Here is a 23,945-nt window from a genome sequence, read left to right as displayed (position 1 = left end):
AGATGCGACTCAGGAATCCCTTCATCATGAACGACAGAGTCATTAGTCAACTTGCTCGAGATTGGCGTGCAGCAGGTGTGGATGAGGGAGATACGCTCTTAATTCACAGCAACATCTCTCGACTTCTTCGAAGATTTGCAAGGTTGGGTGAGGAGGTGAATCCGCGTCTCGTTTTGGAAAGCTTTCTGCGCGCGCTGGGAGAGTCCGGAACTCTCTTGTTGCCACTGTTCAATTTTGATTTTACAAAGGGTATCGCCTTTGATATTCGAAATTCAGCAAGCCACATGGGGGCGATTACAGAATTAGGTCGCCTTTGGCCAGGCTCGATTCGCACCGGACATCCTATATATTCATTTGCAGTGATAGGAGGCAATGCTGCGTTATTCAAGGGATTAAACAATTTCAGCGGCTACGGATACGACTCGCCATTTGGGCTTCTTCATCGTCTGAGAGGAAAGATTGGAGTGATTGATCTTCCGGACCAGAATAGCATGACCTTCTATCACTATGTCGAAGAATCCATGAATGCGTCATATCGCTATCACAAGAAATTCACTGGTCCATATATCGACGAAAAAGGAGTCGAGACCACTCAAACCTACGGCGTCTTTGTGCGCGACATCGCGGCTGGCGTGAACACTTACGTAGAACCCATGGCTAAGATTTTGTGGGAAAAAAGGCTTTACACGGGTTTTCGGCCAATGGAGGGGGCTGGCCTCCGAGTTATTTCAGCCCCGAGACTCTTTGATGAGGTTTCAGCAGTGTTGAGGGAAGGTGAGGCTGAAGGAGTTCTGTATGAAATTAGAAATTGATCCTCTTCCTCACATTCGAGCCGACTCGGATGTTGGCGAGTTTTGCTATGAGCTTGCAGCTCTCCTATTTCCTATTTGCCGGAGCTTGACTGGAGCAGGCGTTCGAGAAACGCTAGCATGCCTCGGCAATTTTATGCCGGGCTTCACTGTTCACGAAGTTCCATCAGGAATGCAGTGCTTTGATTGGACCGTTCCCGACGAATGGGTGATTCGTGATGCATATATCGCGGACGAGTCTGGTCGAAGAATTGTAGATTTCAGAGAAAACAATTTGCATGTAATTGGATATTCCGAAGCGGTAGATGGGTGGTTTGAATTGGACGAACTCGATGTCCACCTCCATTCTTTGCCTGACCAGCCAGATGCCATTCCCTATATCACATCTTACTATGCTCGCCGCTGGGGTTTCTGTTTGAGCCATGATCAGCGAAAGCGCCTCAATCGTGGCCGTTACAAAGCAGTAATCGATTCTGAATTAAAGCCGGGAGTCCTCAACTACGCCGAATTAGTCCTTCCAGGTCGTAGCGCTCAAGAAGTCTTGCTGTCGACTTACATTTGCCATCCCTCCATGGCCAACAATGAGCTTTCGGGTCCGGTTGTGACAACGGCGCTAGCTCGGTGGCTATTGTTGCTAGAAAATCGAAAGTACACCTATCGAATAATTTTCATTCCGGAGACCATAGGATCAATCGTATATCTAAGTCGAAATATTGATCACCTGAGGCAAAATGTGATTGCGGGATTTAACATAACGTGCATCGGCGATGATCGATCCTATTCATATTTGCCTTCGCGCGCGGGGAACACATTGTCAGATCGCGCGGCCAAGCATGTGCTTGGGCACATTGACTCATCGTTTAAACGATACACATGGCTTGATCGAGGAAGCGACGAGCGACAATATTGTGCGCCTGGTGTGGATTTGCCAATAGCGACGATCATGCGAACTAAATACGGCGAATACCCCGAATATCATACTTCTCTGGACAATCTAAGCGTGGTGACTCCTGGCGGACTGGCTGGAGGTTTCGCCGCGCTTCAGAAGGCCGTTCAAGCAATTGAAAATAATGATCGAAGATTTAAGGTAAAGGTACGCGGGGAGCCTCAATTGGGCAAGCGAGGACTCTATCCGACGCTAAGCACAAAGGAAACCAAAGATCAGGTCAAAGCCATGATGAATTTCCTATCGTATTGCGATGGAGAAAGTACCCTACTGGAGATTGCCGATCTCATTCAAGAGCCGATTTCGAAGTTGATTGAGATTGCTGAATCGCTGCTGGCGCATGATCTGCTTTCAGAGACTGTTTGATGTCTCAGCGGAAATATATGGGGCCGAGCCTTCTTGCAAAAGAGATCGTTGAGGACTGCGCAACTTCTTTACGACTGAACTTGTCACGCATGGGGCGCTGGTAAAGCGATTCCCAAATGCTGACTCTGACTCCCCGACGTCTGCGGCAACTCTGGTATGTGCCGTTGCTTGCCTTGGCCATGGGCTTGATGATGCTGCGCTTGCTCTTGATGGCGCGGGTGCTGGATGTTCGGGCGTTCTCCGAATTCGCCGCCGGCAGTCTAGTCTCGAGTACGTTCTGCATGCTTGGGTGCTTGGGGCTGCAGCCAATGCTTCAGCGAGAGTGGCCGGTCAACATGGTGCGGCGCCAGGAGATGCGTGGACTCGTCCGAGCGGCCCAGTGCAACGTAATAGCGCTTCTCTGCTGTCTCGCAGGCTTGCTGGGTGCCTCACTCGGTTTATCGCTCGCCGGTATGACACCTGCTGTCCTTTCCGTTGGCTTGTTGCACGGCTTGGCGCATCAATTGTTCCTCGTCGCGACGGTCGAAAGTCGTAGCCGCGGTGAGGCTCGGCGCTTTGCCGGCCAGAATCTTGTTCGCGCGGCTGGAGCCTTAAGCCTGAGTGTCGTCGCGGCCGTGTGCACCGGTTCGGGTGTAGTGGCACTCGCGATCGATTCGCTGCTCACGATCGCGCTGGCGCTGGGCTTCTTCCAAAGCGCACTCAGACGCGTTGGTGCGGCGCTCATTTATTCGCTCGCAATACGTCGCTTGAACCGGGTGCGATGGAAATCCGCGCTGACGCTCATGGGCGTCATGATTGTCGGATTCAGTATGCTGAATGTTGATCGCTGGGTAGCGTCCGATCGCCTCAGTGCGAGAGGCTTCGCTTACTACTCTTTCGCCTGGATTGTGCTATCCATTTCGCAATCGGTTCAGACTGTCATCAACGCCTCACTCTATCCGCTGGTGGCCCGTAGATTTGCGCAGTACGGTCGCGGCGTCGCCTTGGACTTGTGTTTACGAACGTCGCTCGTAAGCCTGGTTGTCTTCGCCCTAGCAGCCGTTCCGATGGGCTATCTTTTGGATTATGGCGTCCAACGCTGGTATCCGGAATATGCCGAAGCGTTGGTGGTGCTGCCGTTGTTTCTAGCGATTGCGGTTTTGCGGATTTCCGACTTTTGGTCCACCTTCCTGCATATCGCGGGGTTCGAAGCGCGCCTGCTCAAACTGAATCTCGGTGCGGCAGCGCTCGCCATATTGGTCTGGATCAGCCTGGCTCACCCGTTTGCTGGCGAGCCGGCGACGCTCCGGCAACTTGCATGGCTGGCCGCCTTGCTGACATCGTTCGCCTACGTGGCGCTCGCAGTTGCATCTCGGCGGACGACAAATCCCTGAGCTCATTGCAAGTTTGTCAATCGACTTTTCCTCAAGACAATATCTGTGTCTACGCCGTCAGCCCGTGTCTCAATCATAGTTCCGTGCTTCAACGCGGCCCGGTTCATAGGCAAGACCATGGATTCCGTCCTAGCGCAGACGTATTCGAACTTCGAGTTGATTGTTGTCGACGACAAATCGACGGATGAGTCTGCCGCGATCGTCGAAACTTATGGACAGGTCGACCCTCGCGTCAGGCTTATCCGGATGCCGATCAATGCCGGCGCGCCCGCAGCGCCGCGGAATGCGGGCGTTGTCGCGGCGCATGGCGAGTGGGTCGCCTTCCTGGATGCCGACGATCTTTGGCATCCACGCAAGCTTGAATCGCAGATGCAGGCATTGACTGCGCACGGCGCCTTGATGTGCAGCACCCAGATGAGGGATTTTCGCTGTGACGACCAGATCGTTTTCGATCCTGCGCCACCGGAACCGCTCGTCGAACGCATCACCTTGAAGCAACAGCTGTTGAAGTACCGCACGCCGACCTCGAGCATCGTGGCGCACCGAGAATTCATGCTGCGGCACCCCTTCAACGAAGACCCGGCCTACAAGGCGCGCGAGGACACCGATTGCTTCATCCGTGTCCACGAGGACATGCCGTTCAGCATCAAGATCGTTCATCCCCTGGTTTTCTATCGACAGCAGGCCAGTCAGATTTCAGGAAACAAATGGAAGATGATCGGACGGCACCTGGCGATGTTGAAGAAGTACCGCCTCAAGTCGGGCAAGGGCCTGGGCGCGATGGCCTATGTCTACACCTTTACTCACTTCCTTGCATCGATTTATCTGCGCTTGATCCGCAGAATGCTGTAGCGCCACAGTGAGACAACAAGCAATGGAAAGCATGCCGACGGAATCCGAGCAGAAGCGAGAACCGCAGGCGGTGGCGGAGCGCTATGCGCGCCGAAATGTGGGCAGCCTGTACAGCATCCTGCGTCCGGAAGTCGTGTTGAGCACCCAGGAATGGCAAAGAGAGATGCTCTTTCTCTTCCGCTCCGTTTGTGGCTATACGGATGCGGACCTGCGCCACCTGAAGCTCGTGGACGTCGGCTGCGGCTACGGGGGGCACCTGCTCGACTTCCTTCGCTTCGGCTTCGCACCGGAAAATCTTCACGGCATTGAGCTTCTGCCGGATCGCGTTTCCAGCGCACGGACTCGGTTGCCCGCGTCGCTCAAGGTGCACGAAGGCGACGCCAGTACAGCGGCGTTGGAACCGGCCAGTCAAGACGTGGTGTTCCAGTCCGTCGTGTTCTCGTCGTTGCTGGACGATGTCTTCCAGCAGGAACTTGCCGACCAAATGTGGTCGTGGGTGCGTCCTGGGGGTGGCATCCTCTGGTATGACTTTGTCTACGACAACCCATCCAACAGCGATGTGCGCGGAGTGTCCGTCCGCCGGTTGAAGGCGCTGTTTCCTGAAGGGCGTATGACGGCACGTCGCGTGACCCTCGCGCCACCCATCAGCCGCCGCGTTTGCCGGTTTCACCCGGCCGCATACCATCTTTTCAACCTCATGCCTTTCCTGCGCACCCACGCGCTGTGCTGGATTGCCAAGGATTGACCCCATGTCAGAGAAGCCTGCATTCCTCCCATTCGCACTGCCCGATATCGGCGACGAAGAAATTGCCGAGATGGCCGATACGATGCGTTCGGGCTGGATCACGACGGGCCCCAAGACGAAACGCTTCGAAGACGACTTCGCGGCTTTCCTCGGCGATCCCGCGCTGCTGTGCATGGCCGTCAATTCGGCCACCGCCGGCCTGCATCTGGCACTCGAGGCCCTCGGGATCGGCCCCGGTGACGAGGTGATCACGACCACCCACACCTTCACTGCGAGCGCCGAAGTCGTTCGCTATCTCGGCGCAGACGTCGTTCTCGTCGACGTCGATCCCGTGACGCTGTGCATCGACGTGCGCGGGATCGAAGCTGCGATCACGCCGCGCACGAAGGCCATCATTCCTGTGCACTACGGTGGGCTGGCTGCCGACATGGAGGCGCTGCTCGCACTTGCTCGGAAGCGCGGCCTGAAAGTGGTCGAAGACGCCGCCCATGCACTGCCCACTACCTGCGGAGGGCAACTGATCGGCACGCTGCAGTCCGACGTCACCGTCTTCAGCTTCTACGCCAACAAGACCATGACGACCGGCGAGGGCGGCATGGTGGTCACGCGCGACGCCGAACTGGCCAAGCGCATCAAGGTGATGCGCCTGCACGGCATCAGCCGCGATGCGTTCGACCGGTTCCAGTCAACGACGCCCGCCTGGTACTACGAGATCGTTGCGCCCGGCTTCAAGTACAACCTGACAGACGTTGCCGCGGCAATGGGCCTGCATCAACTGGTGAAGCTGCCGCGTTTCCTGGAGCGTCGCCAGTACCTTGCAGGGCGCTACCGTGAGCACCTGTCGCGCTTGCCGTTGATACTCCCAGCGGAAGCCCCGGCCGGCGATGTGCATGCCTGGCATCTGTATGTCATTCGCCTTGATGCTTCCGCCAAGGTGACGCGCGACGAGGTCATCCAGGGCCTGTCGGACCGCGGGATCGGCACCAGTGTCCACTACGTGCCGCTGCATCGGCAGCCCTATTGGCGGGACCGCTATGGCCTCGAACCCGGAATGTTTCCGCATTCGGAGGCCGCCTATCAAGCCATGCTCAGCATTCCGCTGTTCACCGCGATGAGCGACGCCGATCAGGATCGGGTGATCTCGGCGCTGCGCCAGATCCTGATGTGATGCTCAAGCGGGCGTTCGACCTGTTGATCGCATCCTGCGCATTGCTGGTGCTGGCGCCGCTGCTGCCGATCATTGCCGTTTGGATCAAGCTGGATTCGCCAGGCCCTGTCCTGTTCTGCCAGGACCGCGTCGGCCTGCGCGGCCGGGTGTTCTCCATATACAAGTTCAGAACCATGTCCGCAGGTTCCGCGGCAGCCGGCGGCGCGCAGATCACCGTCGGCGCCGATCCGCGCGTCACCCGGGCCGGTCAATTCCTGCGCCGTCACAAGTTCGATGAGCTGCCGCAGTTCATCAATGTGCTGAAAGGCGAGATGAGCATGGTCGGGCCTCGGCCCGAGGTGCCGCGTTACGTGGCGCTTTATCCGCCGGAGGCGCGAGAGCTGGTGTTGAGCGTGCGCCCCGGAATCACCGATCTCGCCTCCATCGCGTACAGGGATGAAAACCTCCTGCTCGCGACGGCCGACGATCCCGAGGCGTTCTATGTGGAGGTCGTGCTTCCTGCAAAGCTCGAGTACGGCGTTCAGTATGTTCGGGCACGCAGCTTGTGGTCAGACCTGGTCATCGTGGGGAGAACCATCGCGGCTCTGATCGGTCCGTCTGATCGCTAGCGGGCCAGTGGGGGACCAACTGCACGCGCGTTGAAGCTGGCGCTGGCATGGCTCCGCTGTTCGCATCGCCCAAACCTTGTCGCTATACTGCGGCGGTCACGTCAAAAAAAGGCGTGATCGGGATTGGCGTCCCAAAGCACCGCTGCGACACAAGCCGCAGCCTTTACCGCAGAGGGTCTGCGGCTTTGTCGTTCGTGCCTCCATTTTTTGGCGGCTCGGACGGGGAGCCGCAAGGCTCGCCGGTTCGCGCAAGCGGTGCCCGGTACGCCAACCTGTTCGAGTCGCCGCCTCCAATTGGCGTTGGGCGCGGCGGTTGTAGCAAACCGCACTGCTTGGAGGCCATCATGGCTAAATCCTCTCGCGCATCCGCGCACTCCCCCGCAACTCCCGCCCAAAGCCGCGCCCTCGACGTCGCCGAMCGATTGGGCGACCTGAAAGACGTGTACCGCGCCTGCGTCTGCATCGAACGTTTCATCCGCCCCTTTCACCTGCGCGAGCACGACGAGTTCAGCGCCACGCCGGCCGAACTGGGCGCCCTCGTGGCGGCGGTCAATGCGGAGTTCGAGCGCTGCATGCAAGCCATGGACGCCGCCGGCGATGCGCTGCAAAAGGCGCTGCGCAAGGCGGCGCGCAAGACCCTGAAAGCAAAGGCGAAAGCGCGATAGACGCGCTGCTGAATTGCGCCGGTCCCCGGCATCTGATCCCAGTACCGTGAAGATTGGCTGCTCGGCGCAGCCAAGTCGCCCGGCTCGGCGCCGCCCAAGCCCGCGCGCAGCGAGGTTGCCTCGCGGCTCGGCACCCAGGTGCGCGCACTGCGCATCGCGAGCGGCGCCTTTGGCGGCGAGCTGGCCCGGCGCTCAGATGTTTCGCGTTCCTTGCTCTCGCGCATCGAGCACGGGGGCTGGTCTCGCCCTCGGTCGAGACGCTGGCGCGAATCGCGAACGGCCTCGACGTCCCGATGTCGCGCTTCTTCTCCGATCAGGCCACGCGCTCCGACTTCTGCCACGTGCCGGCGGGCAAGGGCATCGTGGTGGATCGCGTCGGCGCGATTGCCGGTTACCGATACGAGTTGCTCGGCCATCTGCTCTCCGGCAACCTCTACGCTGAGCCGTACTTGGTGACGCTGCTGCCGAGCGCCGAACCCTACGTGACGTTCCAGCATCCGGGGCTGAAGTTCGTCTACCTGCTGGCGGGCAGCGTCGACTACCGATACGGCTGCAGGGTGGTGAGGCTGTGCGTGGGGGATTCGCTGTTGTTCGATGCAACGGCGCTTCACGGAATAGAAGAAATCGGAACGGAGCCGGTGTCCTACCTGTCGGTGGTGTTCACGTTTCGCATGTAGCAGGTGTAGGTCGCAGGTCCATCCGATCCCTCCCCTCAGTCCAGGCGCCCACTTCTCACGATAGACAGTTGGCGCTCCTCCCGCGGCGCGTCGTCGAACACCACCTCCACCCGCACCCTCGACTTGACGGCGTGGCCGTCGACCTCGCCGGGAGAAAATCGCGCAGCCATGAACGCATCGCGGGCCGCCCGCTCCAAGGGCTCGGGCAAGAGCGGCTCGTTGGCCTCGATCCACTGCACCTGACCCGTTTCGTCAATGAACAGCGCAAGGATGCCGGCATGTCGCCCGCCATCGTCCTCGCCGGCCGGCTCGGCAATGACCACGGGCGTCTGCGCCACTGGCGCAATCGTCAGCAGGGGGCGCGGCACATAGTCGTCCTGGATCGCCGCTCCCTCTGGTTTCGCAATCGTCGGCGCCTCCGCGTCGAGCGCGGGCTGTGGCGCGTCGTCGGACGCCCTCGTCGTCGGCGCCGACCTCGAGGGCTCGGGCGGCGGAGCCGGGCGAGCGGGGGCGGGCGGCCTGCTGGGAACGGATGTCTCTGCCGCCGGCTTCGACCCGGCATGCGCCATCGGACGCACGCTCGTCGTGATGTCCGGTCGCGCATTCGGCTCGCTCGGCAGCAGTCGCGCTTGAATCTTGCTGGACGCGCCATGGGGCGTCTGCGCCGCCTGCCGGGGCGGCCACGGAGGCGCGCGCATCGCAAGCAGCAGGAGGTGCGCCGCCAGCGACACGGCAATGCACAGCGGCAGCGCACTGCGCGCGCCTGGCAGCCAGGATGACGCGCGAGGAGGCCCGCCTGCTGCCGCGTCCATCGCCGTCATGGTCGTCGCAGCATCAATCCGTCAGTTCTCGCCACGACGTCCGGTGCGCGCTGCCGGTGCCGGTGTTCGACTTGATCGGCGGAATCTCGCTCTTGATGCTGCCATCGCTGTTCTGGTAGATGATGCGCACGTTGCCATTGCTGTCCTTGATCCAGCTCATGCCGACGATCAAGGCATTGCTGTTCCACAGCTCGCCCGCGGGATTGGTGTTGATCACGCCGCCATTGGCGACGTTGAGGTAGTAGCGCCATGACGCACCGCCCGAGTCGCAGGCGTTGCCGCTCGGAATGGTCGTGCCGATCGACAGCGTGCTGAACTGCAGGCCCAGGTTGCTCGACACACGCTCGCCCGTCTGCGGCAGATCCACTCGCCAGCCACCCTTCGTGGCCCAGTCGACCTTGTTGTCGGTGACCGCGGCGGACACCGGCTTGCCGTTCGCATCATTGGTCAGGGTGAAGGTCTGGATGACGAAGTCGGTGGTGTTTGCGCGCACATCCCCCCAGCCCGAATTGGTGAGCGTGTCTCTCACGCCGTAGATGCTTTGCTGCGTGGTGTTCTCGATGTCGCTGACACCCAGGTAGCGTCCGGTCGCCACGACGACCACCGGGTGGCCCGACACGTCCACCGTCTCGGGCTTGATCGTGATGGGCTGCGGTGTATTGGCGTCGATCTGGAACTTGGCGAGCAGCAGGGCGCTCTCGTTCGGTTGCACCAGGTCGTCGATGTCGAAGCGCCAGAGATTGCCCAGCAGGTCGCCGCCGTAGAAGCGGGCGGCGGTGTTGTCGCTCGGGCTGTCGATCCATGCGTTGATCTTCGCCAGGCCGCTCGGACTGCTCGTGCTGCCGGCGGTCGTGGGGACATCCATCAGCTTGGCGCCGGTGTTCGCATCGAGCACGAAGAGCCGGCCCTTGCCATCGGCGGTGTTGTTGTAGCCGGAAGCAAAGACCACCACCCAGGTGCCGTCCTTTCTCTTGGTGATGACGGGGTTGCCGAAGCTCAGGCCCAGGTTGCTGTCGGTGAACTCCCACAGCGCCTTCGGACTGCTGGGGTCGGTGATGTCGAGGGCGTAGTAGCTGTTGCCGCCGCTGTTGAGACCGCCCACGAGGATGGTCTTCCAGACACCGCCCGCCTTGATATCGGCCATCACCGGCGCGCCATCGACGAAGTACTGGTGCTTCGCCGCGTAGCCGCTGTCGGCCAGCTTGTACATGTTGGCCATCACGCTGCCCGGCACGTAAGCCCAGAGCTCGGTGCCGCCGTTGGTGCTGTCGGCCGAGAACGCATGCAGCATGCCGTCGTTGGCGCCGACATACACCACGGGTGCCCGCGTCGCGTGACTGGTCACGAAGTCCGCGTAGCCTGCATCGGCATAGCTGAATGGCGGCTTGCTCACGTGCACCGGGGCGCCATTGACGATGTCGCCCAGCACATGGTCCCGCTTGCGGTAAAGCGCTGCGACCGTGTTGCTGGACGCGTCGATGCTGCTGCTCTCGTAGGTGCGTGTCCCGCGCAGGTAGTTGACCAGGTTGGCGCCGGTCTCCGCCAGTGCCTTGTCGCTCACCGGGCGGCTCGTCGACGTGGCAGTCGAGAGAGAAGCGCATTGCGACGGCACCACGGTCCGGGTCAGGGCGCAGAAGCTGTCGAAATACGCCTTTTGCGCGGTGCTGAGGTTCGCGTACTCGAAACTCTGCAGCGTGCTGCCATTGCTGAAGTAGATCTTGCGGCCGGAGGCCGAGGTCGTGTCCAGCTTTTCTTGTGCAGACCAGATCGGCGTCACGCTGAGCGAAGCATCCTGGCCCGTCAGCTTGTAGGCTTGCAGGTCGCCAGTCCACAGGCTGGTCGTGTAGCTGGCCTTGTACAGCTGGTTGTTGTCGCCTGCCACCAGTTCGAGCGAACTGGTCGAGGCCGCGGAAGCCGAGCCGGCCACCTGCTGGACCGAGGTGACCACGCCGTTGATGGCCTCGCTGAGCGCACTCGAGCTCAGCGCCGAGTAGTACTGGCCGCGGCCATTGACCGCTGCATGCCAGAGATCGTCGACTCGTGTGGCGCCCTCCTTGAGGGTCGGATCGGGCCAGTTCAGTGCGCCGCTCTTCAGGTCTGCGTAGGAGCCCGCCGTCTGGACCAGATAGTCCCGGTCGTAGGTCAGCGTGCCGCTCACGCCCAACCCGATGGTGAAGGTGTTCATGTGCTGCCACTTGGCCTTGTCGCTGCCCACCTCGGGGACCAGGTTGCCGCATACATCCTGGCTGGAGCCCGAACTGCTCGACGCGCAATTGCCCAGGTCGCTGGTGCGCAGGTCGGTGGCGTAGTAGAACTCGGCCACGTCGGCCAGGGTGTTGGAGTCGCCTCCCACCGAGCCAACCGTGCGGGTGGTGGGGCCGGCCACGAAATCGCTCGACGATGGCGGCGTCGGCGTGCTGTCCACGACGACGGGCGTCGCATAGCTGCTCCAGGCGCCTTGCGTGGCTGTGGAATACGTCGTGCCGTCGTTGCCCGCGGTGGATTGGTTCTTGACCGATGTCGACGTGGCATTGCCGCTGTCGGTGAATGTGCTGGTCCCCGTCGGGGCGCCGGTCTCCGTGTCCGTCACCGTGACTTGAGCGGTGTTCACCCAGCCGGAATAGCTGATGGCGCTGGTCGTCGTGGTTGCCGTGCCTCCGTCAGGGGTGATGACCGTCGTGGTCCGGGTCGCCGTGCCGACCTGGACCGTCACCGACGTGTGGGTCTGAGTCTGCGTGAATACCTGGTTCTGCGTCGTTGTCGTGACCGTGTAGTTGTTTCTTGACTGCCTCTTGGACGAAACCGTGATCTCTTGCCGAGTCCAGGTGGAAGTGCGCGTTTGCGTGCTGGTCTCGTTGCGATAAGCCTTTGCCGTCGAGGTCGTGACGTCGATGGTCGCCTTCGTGGCACCGTCGCGCATCGGGCGGTCTTCGGCGCCGTCTTGCTCATCGACGGTGGAGGTGCCGTCGAGCTTGAACGGCCCGTAGGTCGATGATTCGGTGTTCGTGTTCCAGTAGCCGTCGGTCGACAGGAGCGTGTAGTTGCGCTGGCACGAGTACTGCACGGGGTCGTAGGTCTGGCCGGATGCCTTGTTGGCGTAGTACCGGCCGGCCTTGGACAATGCGCCGCGCAGTGGCGTCCAGCTGCTGGGGGTGGCGCCATAGAGGCTGCTGTAGAAGTTCGCCTTCTGGGTCTTGTCGAAGTCCTTCACATCCCGAAAGTAGTTCTTGCCATCCTGGACGCCGGTGTCGCTGATGGTGCTGAACCCCACGCGGTAGCTCGAATCGAGCTTGGCGATCGCCTGGCCCATGGCCGTGCGCATCAGCAGATAGCGCTTTCGATAGTACGAATACCAGTTGGCGTACTTTTGCGCGTCGGCGGATGCGCTGGTCATCGTCACCTTGGTGAAGAGGGTGCTGGCGGTCCCGGTGCCCAGCATGCACTCGTTGTAGAAGGTGTTCTTGACGACGCCGTTGGTGTCGTAGACCCAACCCATCTTCGCCTCGGTCCCGTTGTACGTGTAGTAGTACTTGTTGGCGAGGTCGGTGGTGGTGCTGTTGCTGTCGTAGCCATCGTCCAGCGCCTTGGCGAAACTGGCGTTGGGATAGGAGGTGCCGTCGGCGTACAGCGGCGGCACATAGGTCTGCGAAGGATCGAAGGCCACCCCATTGCACTGGGAGGTCCAGTAGCCGTAGCGGCCACTCGAGCTCATGTCGTCCGGCATATAGGCCGAATCCATGCTGCCCGAGTCGTCCAGAATGAACATCAGGTTCGGCTTGGCCTGCACGGTCGGCAGCGTCGCCAGCGGCTGGTTCGACAGGTCGGTGGCGGCCTGGAGGCCCGGCGCGAACGCTGCCGCCACGGCGGTGGCCGCCGTCAGAAGGAGGATGCGGCAGACGCTGAGGCTGCGCTCGGTCCGGGATGCGACGGCTGTTTGTTGTGTCATGGCCTGGGGTTCCTCTGCGGGCGCCGGGACGGCGCTCCCTCTTCAGAAATGCACGATGGTTTCGGTGAAGCTGGTGGTGTTGCGCGCGCCGAGCACGCGCACCACGATGCGGTAGTAGGGGCCGGAGGTGCCGGCGAAGCGGGCCGGGTCGGTGTAGTTCAACTCCCCTCTCTTTGCCGCGGTACCGCCGGTACTGGAGATCGGCTTGGCGCAACTGATGGTGTTGTCGGTGGTGAAGTCGCCGGGCTTGGAGCAAAGGCGAAAGATCACGTAGCTCGCGCTGTTGCCGTTGATGGTCCCCGCGCTTGCCGTGAGAACGCTGCAAGTTCCGCCCGTCATGTACTTGCAGCCGTCGCCGTCCCAGTCGACCAGTTGCCGACTGGCGTTGCTTGCCTGCTGCCGGCCCGTGACGTCCACCGGCTGCTGGACCGTCGTTCCGTCATCCGCCAGTTCCAAGGTGCTCGCGTAGTACCCGCTCTTGCTCACGCTCAGGTTCAGGCTGGCACTGTTCAGGGTCAGCCAGTCGATGGCCTTTCGGGTGGCCTGGTCGGCACTGGACGTGGCGTCCTGCTTGAAGCCGAGGTTGCCCATCAGCAGCGTACTGGTGTCGACCGACCGGATCAGCGCCAGGGTGGCGAGCAACAGCGCCACCAGCGTGATCAGCGCGAATATCAGCGATACGCCGCGCTGGCCCGCGCGACGAGGGGCCGCATGCCTGCGGGACAGTGGAGGGCTGGTGGGGCTCATTCAGGAGTTCCAGAGCATGTTGCGCAGGGGGATCACCGTGTCGTAGACCTTGTAGCGGTAGTGCTGCCAGTCGGTGAGCGGGTCCACCTTGAGCGCGATGCACTTGCTGGCGCCGTGGCAGGTGGTCGTGGTCGCATCATTGATGGTGCTGGTGGCGCCCACGTCCCATTGCGGCGCGGTCAAGGTGATGGCGTCCTTCTCGTACTGGTTGCTGCGCGCCACCACCGCCACGCGGATCGAAAGCACCTGCAACCAGCCGGCGTTGGTGGTCGGTGTCGTGTTGTCGTAGGTATCGACCACGCCGTCGTTGTTGGTGTCCTTGCCGTACATCGCCTGCAGGTTGACGATCTGCGGATAGAGTTCCTGCGTGCTCGTCCCGCCCGTGGTTGGCGACAGTTCGGTGACCGAGAGGTTGTGCGCACTGTCGATCGCATAAGTGCGGTAGACCAGCGACCCCATGTTCAGCACGTAGCTGCCCGACAGATAGCCCGAGGAAGGAAAGATTCCGCTCTGGTTCCATTTGCCGGCAGTTCCGGCGGCATGCGGCAAGCGCGTGGTGCTGAGCGTCGTCTCGGCGGCCCCGAGGTCGTTGGTCACATTGAACAKCGTGCACCAGTTGCTCGGGCCCTGCACCTTGGGAACGGCGATCATCATGTTGCTCGGCACTGCGCCCAAGGTCGAGGCGACGACGAAATACGGCGTGGTCTGGGGATGGTCCTCCGTCAAGATCATCGGCGCCGAGAACCCGGCCGTACGGCCCTGCAGTACGGTAATGGTGTCGGGCGCGCCGCTCGCGCCATCGCCGATGACAACGGGCGCCAGCGTGAATGTGAAGGGGGTACCCGCGGCGTCGAACTGGCGTTTGACGAGGCAGCCCAGCGCATCGGGGCTGGCGGTCGCCCCATAGCCAGCCATCTGGATGTCGCTCTGGAGCGTGTACAGCGAGAGTGCGCCATTGACCTGCGCATCGCTGCCCATGGTGACTGAGCGCTTCTTGCCTTCGGCCAGTGCGAGCACCTGGCTGATCACCAGCACGGTGAGCAGGCCCAGCAACAGGCCGACCATGAGTTCGACCAGCGTGAAGCCGCGTTGCCTGTTCGTCGAGAAGGTTGGCGGAGTGATGCGCGGCATTTCAGCTCCCTGCCTTGGCGACCGTGGTGGAGGTCACGTATTTGTGCGTTTCACCACTCGGCAGGGTCCAGTCGATTTCGACGGTCACATCGCCGGTGGGGACGTCCAGGGTGATCGTCCCGCTGCCGCCTGGCAGACCGCTGGCCACCTTGCTTTGCCACTCCTTGCAGCGATCGAGCGATGCACAGCTGCTGCCGTGGTAACTCGCGAGGTTGTTCAGGTCCGACCACATGCGTCCGACGACCTCGCTGGCAAGATAAGTCGCGTCGRCGCGGAGCTTGGATTCGGTCTGGGCCCGAGTCATCGAACCCTGAAGTCCCACCAGCCCGAGCACACCGAGCATGAAGATCAGCAAGGCCACCAACACTTCGATCAGCACGATGCCGCTCTCGCTTCGGCGGCCGACACGCCGGCGTGCTGGAGTCCGGGGTGTTCCGCGTGCGGTGCGTTGGAGTCGTTGAGGAGCTTGCATCGCGGTCACTCCGTGGGGCACTTGCGCGGGTCGTTGGCGTCGCTCACGCCGGGGTCGCACATCCGAACCTGGCCTGCCGACGTGATCGCGATGCGCAGATTGCGGTAGTTGACGTCGGAGCCGGTGCCGGTCACGTCGATCTTCTGGATCGGGTCGGTATTCGCGATGCGCCCGAAGCCGTTGAAGGTGACGCTGATGGCCGCGGTGCCGTCCGACTGAACGGCGGTCACCGAGACCCTGCCTCCGCTGTCTCCGACGGCCCGGCCGGTGACGATCATCGGCGACGAGATGATGGAGGGGGGATCCGCGCAATGGGAGAGCGGCGAGTTCACGCTCACGACCCAGGAGCCGCTGCTGCTCGAAAGTGTGCAGTCGTTGCTCAGTGTGCTCGGATTGTCGAGCGCAACCAGCCAGAACGAGATGCTCTGATTGCGGCGGACCGCTTCGCCACGCGCGATCTGAAGCCCGTTCTGCAGCGAGTCGGCGACGCCGCGAATGCGCGTGTTGTCGATCCAGGTGCCGATGCTCGGCATGGTCGCGAAAAGGAGCATCGCCAGCACCGCGATGGTGACGACGATTTCGACCAGTGAGAAGCCGCGTTGTCTCATGGTGTGCCCGGCGCGTTCAGCAGTCGGCGCTCTTGGTGAGCCAGCAGCCTGCGGCCACGGTGCCACCCTTGAACTTGGTGGTGCTGCGGTCGCCGTTCTGATTGATGGTGTAGTCGTAGCCGACCGCGCGTCCCGCAACACCCGTCGCAGTGATGATGTAGCTTTGCTGCTTCGAGTCGCCCGCGACGGTGTTGGCGCGGCAATCGAAACTGAAATACTTGATGGTCTTGGGAAAGGTGTTCCAGGTATCGGCCGCTGCGTTGTCGGCGCAAGCAGTGGCCGAAGAGCCGTAGTTGCGGTTGTCCTGGTAGTACTGCTCCATCTTCGTCCGGTAGTCGGACAGCGCGTTGAATGCTTCCGGAAGCTGTCCGCGCCGCACATAGTCGACGTAAGAAGGAAGCGCAACGGCCGCCAGGATCCCGATGATCGCGACGGTGATCATGACTTCGATGAGCGTGAAGCCTCCCGAGCGAGAACGAGGCGGGGAAACGTTGTGCACAGTAGCGACCTTTGACCACTTGATTTAAGTCACAAATTGTCACTGGATGGCTTTTTTCGCCGGTGCCGCCTGTCCGCGCCTCGATTCCTTTCGTCGCCAGCCCGCCGAGAATCTGTGAACTTTTGCATGAACGAATCCTTCTTTGGCTCTCGCTTCCAATCCGCGAGCGACGGTGCCGCCGCCTCTCGGTCGGCGCGAAGCGCCGCGCTGAGCGTGGCGCTGGCCCTGCCTTTTCTCTTTCCCCTCGCGGTCGGTCCGTCGGTCAGCGTCCTGCAGCAGCTGGCGGCATGGAGTTGTCTCGCCGTGGCCGTGGCGCTCGGACCGATCGCGCGGCCTTCTTCGGTGCTGCTGGGTTGGTTGGGCGTGGTGGCCTTGGCCGTGCTGCTCGGCCGCGGCAGCCAGCTGGCGTTCGATCTGTCGACCCTGCTCGCGGTGGCGGCGGTCGGCCTGGCAGCCGCCGTGGGGGCGCGGATGGCGGATTCGCGCTCGCCCGCCCCGCTGGCTTGGGCCCTCCTCGCCGCCGGTCTGGCCAGTGCCCTGCTGGGTCTGCTGCAGTACTTCGGCCTCGCCGCCCCCCTGGTCCCCTGGACCACGGCCCCCGAACTCGGCCAAGCCTACGGCAACCTGCGCCAGCGCAACCAGTTCGCCACCCTGATCAGCATGGCGCTGATCGCGGCGCTGTGGCTGCACGCGGTTTCCGGCCGCCGGGTGCGCCTGGCGCTGCTGCCGGCCGGCGTGCTGCTGGTCGTCGCCGCAGCCGCGGCGACCTCCCGGACCGGCTTGCTCCAGCTGCTGTCGATCGTCGGCATCTCGGCCTTCCTGGCTTGGCGGGAGCGCTCCCGCGCGCCCGTCCAGTCTTTGCGTCTCCCCGATCCGTGGCTGATCTTGGCCGCAGTGCCTGCTTACTTCGTCGCATCCTGGGTACTGCCGCAACTCACCCCTTCGGAGGTCGAAGGCATGATGGCCCGTCTGCGCGACGGCGCCCCCGACGCCCACAGCCGGCTGCTGCTCTGGCGCAACGTCATCGACCTGATCGCCCAGCACCCCTGGGCCGGCTGGGGCTGGGGCGAGCTGAAGTTCGCGCACTTCAGCACGCTCTACGCCGGCCCGCGCTTCGCCGAGATCCTCGACAACGCCCACAACCTGCCGCTGCATCTGGCGGTCGAGCTCGGCGTCCCCGCGGCGCTGCTGGTCTGCGCCGGCTTCGGCGGCCTGGTGCTCGCCGCCCGTCCCTGGCGCGAGACCGACCCGGCGCGGCTGATGGCCTGGGGCCTGCTCGGCGTGATCGTGCTGCACAGCCTGCTCGAGTACCCGCTCTGGTACGGCCCGTTCCAGCTGGTCTTCGGCCTGTGCCTGGGCTGCCTGTGGCCCGCGTCGCCCACGGCGGCTCGCTCGCCCCGACCCGCACGGCTGGCGGCCCGCGCATGGCCGGCCGTCGCGGCATCCATCCTGTTGGCGGCGGTCGGCTTTGCCGCCTGGGACTACACCCGCATCAGCCAGGTCTACCTGGCGCGCGACCAGCGCCTTGCGGCCTACCGGGACCGCCCGCTCGAGCAGGCGCAGCGCTCCTGGCTGTTCGAGGCGCCGGTCGCCTTCGCCAGGTTGACGCTGACGCCGGTCACGCGCGCCAATGCCGCCGAGGTGCATGCGCTGGCGCAGCAGGTGCTGCATTTCTCCCCGGAGCCGGCCGTGGTCGTCAAGCTGATCGACAGCGCGAAGCTGCTGGGCAACGAGGACGAGGCCCGCGCCCAGGCGGCACGCTTCAGCGCAGCCTTTCCGGCCGACCACGCGCGCTGGGCCGTTGGCAAGGCGGTGGACGAGGATCCCGCCGAGTAGGCCCGACGCCTGCCTGCTTCGCCCGGAGCCTGTACCTGTATGTAGTTGTTTCGAGTTATATTTCGCCCAGTCCGCCCCTGTAGCGGTAGCCGCAGCCTAGCGGGCCAGATCCAATGGACCCATCATGACCCACTACAGTTTCGTACACCTCGAGTTCGGCAGTGCGAGCCGGGAGCCTTCCATCGAGCTGCTGGCCCGGTTTCGCGATGCTTTCATGAGGCCCGGCGACCGCGTCACGCTGGTCATCGTCGACACCGCCAGGACGGTCGGCGAAGAGCCCTACACCGGCTTCGGCTTCGAGGCGGCACAGGTCATCCCGGGGGACAACTCGAATCGCGAGTTCTCCGGCTGGGATTCAGGCGTGGCGGCCATCCTGTCCCACAGCGACGAGCCCGACGTCTGGATCTTCACGAACGATACCGTGGCGCAGCGCCACGGCTGGAGCCCCCAGCGAGCGGTGCGATTCGGCCAGGAGATCGAGAGGCTCAGCACCCATTCGGGCCCCTGGATCCTGGGCGAGGTCAACGACTATGTGCGCTCGGTCAACACCCCTCTGGGGCCGCAGCTCGAGTACATCGTGACCTACGGTTTCGCGATGAACAAGGCGCTGCGCAGGGGGCTGGTGACGCTCTCTCCCGGCAACGAATTCCTGGATTCGCTGGTGCACGACAGCTACGAGCCGGCCCGCAAGCTGTTTCGCGACCACGTCGATCCCGCGTACGCCGAAACGCGCCTGATCTTCATGGTGGCCGATCCGGACCAGATGGCGGAGACCAAGCGCAAGTACAAATGGAAAAGCGGCTGGTACAAGGCCAGTCCGCTGAGCGCCGAAAACTTCGAGGACATGCGCATGAAGCTGCGCTGCGTGCTCTCCGAGACCCTGCTCAGCGTGCGTGCGAGACAACTGGGCGCAGACATCCGATCGCCCTACGACGCCCGCAACGGTCGCGAACGCGTTCGTCGGACCCTCCAGTTCTTTGCGGACAAGCTCTGGGAGCGACGCACCTCCATGCGCCGATTGGAAAAGACCTAGCCGCTACGCTAGCGGGCCACCCAGCTCCCCGACTTCCCCCCGTGCTTCTCCAGCACGTGGACGTCGGTGATGCGCATTCCCCGATCCACCGCCTTGCACATGTCGTAGATCGTGAGCAATGCCACCTGGACGGCGGTCAGGGCTTCCATCTCGACCCCGGTCGGCCCGACGGTCTCGACTGTTGCGGTGCAGGCCACCTGCGGCATGCCGCCATCGGCCAGCGCGAAAGCCACCGCCACGCGCGTCAGCGCCAGCGGGTGGCACAGCGGGATCAGGTCGCTGGTCTTCTTGGCCGCCTGGATGCCGGCGATGCGGGCGACGCCCAGCACGTCGCCCTTCTTGGCGTTGCCGGACTCGATCAGGGCCAGGGTCGAGGCCTGCATCTCGATCCGGCCGGTCGCCACCGCCACCCGGTGGGTCGCCGGCTTGGCGGCCACGTCGACCATGTGCGCCTGGCCCTGGGCATCGAAATGGGTGAGTGAGCTCATTTGTGAACGTTCCGTGGAGTGAAGCATCATACGGGGCCGAGCCTTGGACAGGAATTCCACGCTTGACTGCCATCGACCGACCCCTTTCCCCCGCGCCGCGGCGCGGCGCACGCCTGCTGCGCGGCCTGTGCGCCGGGCTGCTGATGGCCGCACAGATCGCGCTGCCTTTCCGCGCGCAGGCCCAATTGCTGCCCGGCATGGGCGACGGCGGCGAGATGACCGCCAGCGCCGAGCGGCACCTGGGCGACCAGATCGCCCGCGAGCTCTACCGCGACCCGGACTACATCGACGACCCGGTGCTGGCCGAGTACGTGCAGGGCATCTGGCAGCGCCTGCTGGCGGCGGCGCGGCTGCGCGGCGAGCTCACGCCCGAACTCGACGAGCGCTTCGCCTGGACCGTCCTGCTGGGCCGCGACCGCAACATCAATGCCTTCGCGCTGCCCGGCGGCTACCTCGGGCTCAACCTGGGGCTGGTGGCGGTGGTYGGCAGCCGGGACGAACTGGCCACCGTGCTCGGCCACGAGTTGTCCCACGTCACGCAGCGCCACATCGCGCGCATCATGACCAAGCAGAGCCAGCAGATGCCGCTGATGCTGGCCGCGATGGTGCTCGGCGTGATCGCCGCCAGCAAGAGCCGCAGCAGCGATGCCGGCCAGGCGATGATCATGGGCGGCCAGGCGATGTTCATGCAGAACCAGCTGAGCTTCTCGCGCGACATGGAGCGCGAGGCCGACCGCGTCGGCTTCGGCGTGATGACCCAGGCCGGCTTCGCGCCGCAGGGCGCGGCGGCGATGTTCGAAAAGCTGCAGTACGCCGCGCGGCTCAACGACAACGGCTCCTACCCCTACCTGCGCAGCCACCCGCTCAACAGCGAGCGGATCGCCGACATGCAGGGCCGCTTCCAGTTCAAGCCCGGCACTGCGGCGACGCTGCCGCTGGTGACGGACCACGCGATGATCACCGCCCGCGCGCGGGTGCTCACCCGTCCCGGCGTCGACGTGCTGCGCCAATGGGCCGATGCGCCCGGTGGCAGCGAGTTCGCGCGCAGTTCGCCGGCGCAGCAGGCGGGCATGCTCTATGCGGCGGCGCTGTCGGCCATCGAGCTGCGTGATTTCAAGGCGGCCCGCGCGCTGGTCCAGCAGCTGATCGCGCGCACCGCGGGCGATCCACCTTCGGCGCGGCTGGCCCGGCTGCTGTCGGCCGAGATCGAACTGGCGGCCGGTGCGGCACCGGCCGCGGCGGCCCTGCTCAACCCGAAGGCCAAGGATCGTCCCGAGATGCTGCTGTCGGCGCAGGCCGCAGTCGCCAGCCGCAGCCCGGCGCCGATGATTCCGACGCTGCGCGATTGGGTCGCCACCCATCCGCGCGATGCCACCGCCTGGCGCACGCTCGGCAACCTGTACGGCGCCAACAACGAGCCGGTCAGCGCCATCCGCGCCGATGCCGAGGCCAACGTCGCCATCCTCGACTTCATGGCGGCCCGCGACCGCTTCAAGGCCGCGCAGGACCTGATCCGCAAGCCCGGCTCGGTGCCGATCGACCACTACGAGGCATCGATCATCGACACCCGCGCCCGTGCCATCGACGCGCTCGTCAGGGAGCAGGCCGCCGAGGCCAGGCAGCAGCAGCGGTAGAAGGGGAGGCGTTCAGACCGGCGCCGGGCCGCCCCTCAGCGAGGCCTCGAGAACAGCCCGCCGAGCGCCGACTCGATCAGCACGCCGAGCAGCGAATAGATCAGCGAGCCGAGCAGCGCGGCGAGGAAGCTGTCGACGTGGAAGCCCGACAGCAGCCCGGAGGCGGCCCAGAAGAGCAGGGCGTTGATCACGAACAGGAACAGGCCCAGCGTGACGATGGTGACCGGCAGGGTCAGCACCACCAGCACCGGCCGCACGAACATGTTGAGCAGGCCGATCACGGCGGCTGCCAGCAGCGCCGAGGCGTAGGTGGTGACCTGGACGCCGCTGTAGAGATAGGCCACCGCCAACAGCGCGAACGCGCTGAGCAGCCACTTGAACAGAAGTCGCATCCGGCGCGTGCCGCCAGATTACTCGGACAGCTCGTTGGCGAGCACCAGCAGCGCGCCCATGCCGATCACCGCGCCGGGCAGCGCCCATCCCGAATGGCCGGCCGGCGGCACGTCGGGGGCCACGGGTTCGAGGTCGACGCCGACCTTCGGCCGGCGGGCATCGACCACCCGCGCGGCCCCATGCTCCAGCTTCAGGCGCTGCGTCAGCTCGGTCAGCGGCCCCTTGGCCAGCACCGGCGTCACTTGCGCATCGCCGACCGCCAGCAGGGGCAGCAGCTGCTCCTGCACCTTGGCGAACCACTTGGCACGCCAGTTCTCGCGCGCGCTGTGGCTGACCCACTTGCTGATGTGGCGGGTCATGCGCGGTGCGCAAGCCACCAGCACCCACTGGCGCACGCCGGCGTCGGCCGGCGCCCGGGCGAGAAACTCGCGCGCGTAGGCCGCGTCGTCCACGTACAGAATGACCTTTTCCATGATTGCTCCTTGGGTTGGTTGGAGTGGCAGAGACATCGACGGATCGAAGGGGTCAGGCGGTGACCGTGTCGGCGGACTTCGGACGGCGCGACGCCACCCATCTGCCGATCACCAGCACCAGGACCGCGCCAATGACGCCCGCTGCGTAGCGCACCACGTCRCTCTGCGGCAGCTTGGGTACCCAGGTCCAGGCGGCCGGGTTGGCCACCGACGGATCGGACACCGCCATGGTGCCGGCGATCCAGCCCAGCAGCATGCCGCCCAGCGTGATGATCAGCGGGAAGCGGTCCATCAGCTTGATGACCAGCTGGCTGCCCCAGACGATGATCGGGATGCTGACCAGCAGGCCGAAGATCACGAGCGGCATCTGGTGGCCTTCGCCGGCGCCCTGCGCGGCGCCCGCGATCGCGATCACGTTGTCGACGCTCATCACCAGGTCGGCCACGATGACGGTCTTGACCGCGGCCCAGAGCTTGTCGCTGGCCGCGATGTTGCCGTGCGCATCGTCATGCTCGGGGGCCAGCAGCTTGACGCCGATCCACAGCAGCAGGATGGCGCCGGCCAGTTTCAGGAACGGAATCGCCAGCAGCGTCAGCGCGAAGAAGATCAGGACCACGCGCAGCACGATGGCGCCGGCGGTGCCCCACAGGATGCCCTTGGTGCGCTGGGCCGGCGGCAGCTTGCGGCAGGCCAGCGCGATCACGACCGCGTTGTCGCCACCCAGCAGGATGTCGATCATGATGATCTGGCCGACGGCGACCCAGAATTCGGGGGTTAGGAATAGCTCCATGAAGTTCTCTCTGTTTTCGTTTCACTCCCGCTCGCGTGGATCGGATGAGGCGTTGATGAGAGAACGGAGTCTCGGGGGATTGCAACGCTTCGATCAAACCCGCGAGGGCTTATATCGAAGGTCTTGCATGACAGCACACGGCTGCCCGACAGGCCGGAAGTGTTTGGCTTCGTATTGACGACCTGGCGAACCCACTCTCTCGAGAGCGAGTGGGAGCTACTCCCCTTCGTGGACGGAATTAGAGCATCGAGGGCGGGGTGTTGCAACCGGAATCGTCCAGCTTCTTAAAGAGAAAGATCTTGGATTCCCCGTGAATTAAGGCGTTGCTGCTATCGATTCAATAGCAGTCAATTCCTTCAACGGGTGCGGGACATTGCTCGGACTATGATGCGCGCTCGCTTTTTTTCGTCCCCCATGGCCGCCATTCACATCACCGACATCGAGGCCGCCATCAACTTCTGGCGCGACCGGAAGCCTTCGCCCGATGGCATCACGCTGGCCCCCGAGCTGCGGGCGCTGGCCGAGGTCTACGCGCTGATGGTGTTCCACCACGAGGACGAGGTCGACGAGGTCGGCTTTCCCGCCGCGGCCTGGGCCGCCTGGCTGGCCTGGTACCAGAGCACGCCCGACACGCCCTGCATCGCCATCTGCTCCACCAGCCAGGGCGACGACGAGTGCAAGGGCTGCGGGCGCAGTTTCGACGAGGTGCAGCTTTGGCCCGCGATGACGCCGGCCGAGAAGCGCTCGACCTGGCGCCGCATCACGATGCAGGACAGCGCCTGGCGCTTCAACAAGTATGCCGAGCGCGCGCGCGAGGCCGGCCAGGTCCGGCCGGAGGACGCACTGCCCGATCCGGCCGGCTGAA

The 23,945-nt window shown here is 63.6% G+C and carries 23 protein-coding genes and 1 pseudogene; 13 read left to right on the top strand and 11 right to left on the bottom strand.

Going from position 1 to position 23,945, the window contains the following annotated elements; translation table 11 throughout:
* Positions 1-26: 26 nt before the first annotated feature.
* The 9 genes and pseudogenes from AC1D2E_RS11590 (at position 27) to AC1D2E_RS11550 (ending at position 8,209) form a co-directional block, all read left to right on the top strand.
* Positions 27-812 carry an AAC(3) family N-acetyltransferase gene (locus AC1D2E_RS11590; protein WP_478197537.1) on the top strand — a complete coding sequence of 262 codons (786 nt, stop codon included), beginning with the start codon at positions 27-29 and terminating at the stop codon, positions 810-812.
* Entirely contained in the window at positions 796-2,121 is a 1,326-nt protein-coding gene (locus tag AC1D2E_RS11585) for a DUF4910 domain-containing protein (protein WP_478197536.1), read from the top strand. The genes AC1D2E_RS11590 and AC1D2E_RS11585 overlap by 17 nt, the downstream gene beginning before the upstream one ends.
* Before the next feature lie 116 nt (positions 2,122-2,237).
* A complete protein-coding gene (locus tag AC1D2E_RS11580) occupies positions 2,238-3,494 on the top strand; it encodes a lipopolysaccharide biosynthesis protein (protein ID WP_478197535.1) in 1,257 nt (418 codons plus the stop codon).
* A gap of 45 nt (positions 3,495-3,539) precedes the next feature.
* On the top strand, positions 3,540-4,346 hold the full coding sequence (locus tag AC1D2E_RS11575; RefSeq protein WP_478197534.1) for a glycosyltransferase family 2 protein: 807 nt from the start codon (positions 3,540-3,542) through the stop codon (positions 4,344-4,346).
* A gap of 22 nt (positions 4,347-4,368) precedes the next feature.
* Positions 4,369-5,091 (top strand): class I SAM-dependent methyltransferase, encoded by a 723-nt coding sequence (locus AC1D2E_RS11570; protein WP_478197533.1) that lies wholly within the window; start codon positions 4,369-4,371, stop codon positions 5,089-5,091.
* A gap of 4 nt (positions 5,092-5,095) precedes the next feature.
* Entirely contained in the window at positions 5,096-6,259 is a 1,164-nt protein-coding gene (locus AC1D2E_RS11565) for a DegT/DnrJ/EryC1/StrS family aminotransferase (protein ID WP_478197532.1), read from the top strand.
* A complete protein-coding gene (locus AC1D2E_RS11560) occupies positions 6,259-6,867 on the top strand; it encodes a sugar transferase (RefSeq protein WP_478197531.1) in 609 nt (202 codons plus the stop codon). Before AC1D2E_RS11565 ends, AC1D2E_RS11560 begins: the two co-directional genes overlap by 1 nt.
* A 332-nt stretch (positions 6,868-7,199) precedes the next feature.
* A complete protein-coding gene (locus tag AC1D2E_RS11555; protein WP_478197530.1) occupies positions 7,200-7,532 on the top strand; it encodes a hypothetical protein in 333 nt (110 codons plus the stop codon).
* Between the two features lie 138 nt (positions 7,533-7,670).
* Positions 7,671-8,209 (top strand): annotated as a pseudogene (locus tag AC1D2E_RS11550) (helix-turn-helix domain-containing protein).
* Between the two features lie 35 nt (positions 8,210-8,244).
* On the opposite strand, the gene AC1D2E_RS11545 reads toward AC1D2E_RS11550, so the two are convergent.
* The 7 genes from AC1D2E_RS11545 to AC1D2E_RS11515 all read right to left on the bottom strand — a co-directional run bounded on the left by AC1D2E_RS11545 (position 8,245) and on the right by AC1D2E_RS11515 (position 16,433).
* Positions 8,245-9,030 carry an energy transducer TonB gene (locus tag AC1D2E_RS11545; protein ID WP_478197529.1) on the bottom strand — a complete coding sequence of 262 codons (786 nt, stop codon included), beginning with the start codon at positions 9,028-9,030 and terminating at the stop codon, positions 8,245-8,247.
* A gap of 13 nt (positions 9,031-9,043) precedes the next feature.
* Positions 9,044-12,976 carry a pilus assembly protein gene (locus tag AC1D2E_RS11540; protein WP_478197528.1) on the bottom strand — a complete coding sequence of 1,311 codons (3,933 nt, stop codon included), beginning with the start codon at positions 12,974-12,976 and terminating at the stop codon, positions 9,044-9,046.
* Positions 12,977-13,018: 42 nt separating this feature from the next.
* Complete coding sequence (locus AC1D2E_RS11535) at positions 13,019-13,723, bottom strand: pilus assembly PilX family protein (protein WP_478197527.1); 705 nt, start codon at positions 13,721-13,723, stop codon at positions 13,019-13,021.
* On the bottom strand, positions 13,724-14,854 hold the full coding sequence (locus tag AC1D2E_RS11530; RefSeq protein WP_478197526.1) for a PilW family protein: 1,131 nt from the start codon (positions 14,852-14,854) through the stop codon (positions 13,724-13,726). It lies immediately after the preceding gene.
* A 1-nt stretch (position 14,855) separates the two neighbouring features.
* Complete coding sequence (locus AC1D2E_RS11525; protein ID WP_478197525.1) at positions 14,856-15,233, bottom strand: type IV pilus modification PilV family protein; 378 nt, start codon at positions 15,231-15,233, stop codon at positions 14,856-14,858.
* A gap of 98 nt (positions 15,234-15,331) precedes the next feature.
* Positions 15,332-15,934: a GspH/FimT family pseudopilin gene (locus tag AC1D2E_RS11520; RefSeq protein ID WP_478197524.1), complete on the bottom strand. Its 603-nt coding sequence runs from the start codon at positions 15,932-15,934 to the stop codon at positions 15,332-15,334.
* Between the two features lie 16 nt (positions 15,935-15,950).
* Positions 15,951-16,433, bottom strand: a complete 483-nt coding sequence (locus AC1D2E_RS11515) for a type IV pilin protein (protein WP_478197523.1) — start codon at positions 16,431-16,433, stop codon at positions 15,951-15,953.
* A 126-nt stretch (positions 16,434-16,559) separates the two neighbouring features.
* Between AC1D2E_RS11515 and AC1D2E_RS11510 the strand changes: the two genes are divergently transcribed.
* Both AC1D2E_RS11510 and AC1D2E_RS11505 read left to right on the top strand, forming a co-directional pair.
* Entirely contained in the window at positions 16,560-18,269 is a 1,710-nt protein-coding gene (locus AC1D2E_RS11510) for a PglL family O-oligosaccharyltransferase (protein ID WP_478197522.1), read from the top strand.
* A gap of 124 nt (positions 18,270-18,393) precedes the next feature.
* Positions 18,394-19,302 (top strand): hypothetical protein, encoded by a 909-nt coding sequence (locus tag AC1D2E_RS11505; RefSeq protein WP_478197521.1) that lies wholly within the window; start codon positions 18,394-18,396, stop codon positions 19,300-19,302.
* 8 nt (positions 19,303-19,310) lie between these two features.
* On the opposite strand, the gene moaC is transcribed toward AC1D2E_RS11505, so the two are convergent.
* The gene (gene moaC, locus AC1D2E_RS11500; protein WP_478197520.1) at positions 19,311-19,790 is read right to left on the bottom strand and encodes a cyclic pyranopterin monophosphate synthase MoaC; all 480 of its coding nucleotides are present in this window, start codon (positions 19,788-19,790) and stop codon (positions 19,311-19,313) included.
* Positions 19,791-19,933: 143 nt separating this feature from the next.
* On the opposite strand from moaC, the gene AC1D2E_RS11495 reads away from it, so the two are divergent.
* Positions 19,934-21,424 carry a M48 family metalloprotease gene (locus tag AC1D2E_RS11495; RefSeq protein WP_478197559.1) on the top strand — a complete coding sequence of 497 codons (1,491 nt, stop codon included), beginning with the start codon at positions 19,934-19,936 and terminating at the stop codon, positions 21,422-21,424.
* A 35-nt stretch (positions 21,425-21,459) separates the two neighbouring features.
* On the opposite strand, the gene AC1D2E_RS11490 is transcribed toward AC1D2E_RS11495, so the two are convergent.
* The 3 genes from AC1D2E_RS11490 to AC1D2E_RS11480 are packed head-to-tail and all read right to left on the bottom strand — an operon-like array spanning position 21,460 to position 23,080.
* A complete protein-coding gene (locus AC1D2E_RS11490) occupies positions 21,460-21,816 on the bottom strand; it encodes a phage holin family protein (protein ID WP_478197519.1) in 357 nt (118 codons plus the stop codon).
* An 18-nt stretch (positions 21,817-21,834) separates the two neighbouring features.
* Positions 21,835-22,290, bottom strand: a complete 456-nt coding sequence (locus AC1D2E_RS11485) for a hypothetical protein (protein ID WP_478197518.1) — start codon at positions 22,288-22,290, stop codon at positions 21,835-21,837.
* A 52-nt stretch (positions 22,291-22,342) separates the two neighbouring features.
* The gene (locus AC1D2E_RS11480; RefSeq protein WP_478171420.1) at positions 22,343-23,080 is read right to left on the bottom strand and encodes a TerC family protein; all 738 of its coding nucleotides are present in this window, start codon (positions 23,078-23,080) and stop codon (positions 22,343-22,345) included.
* 414 nt (positions 23,081-23,494) lie between these two features.
* Between AC1D2E_RS11480 and AC1D2E_RS11475 the strand changes: the two genes are divergently transcribed.
* Positions 23,495-23,944 (top strand): DUF3717 domain-containing protein, encoded by a 450-nt coding sequence (locus AC1D2E_RS11475; RefSeq protein WP_478197517.1) that lies wholly within the window; start codon positions 23,495-23,497, stop codon positions 23,942-23,944.
* Position 23,945: the final 1 nt, after the last annotated feature.

This window comes from Variovorax sp. P1_H2 (assembly GCF_056405295.1).
This window is presented reverse-complemented; position numbering and strand designations above follow the sequence as displayed.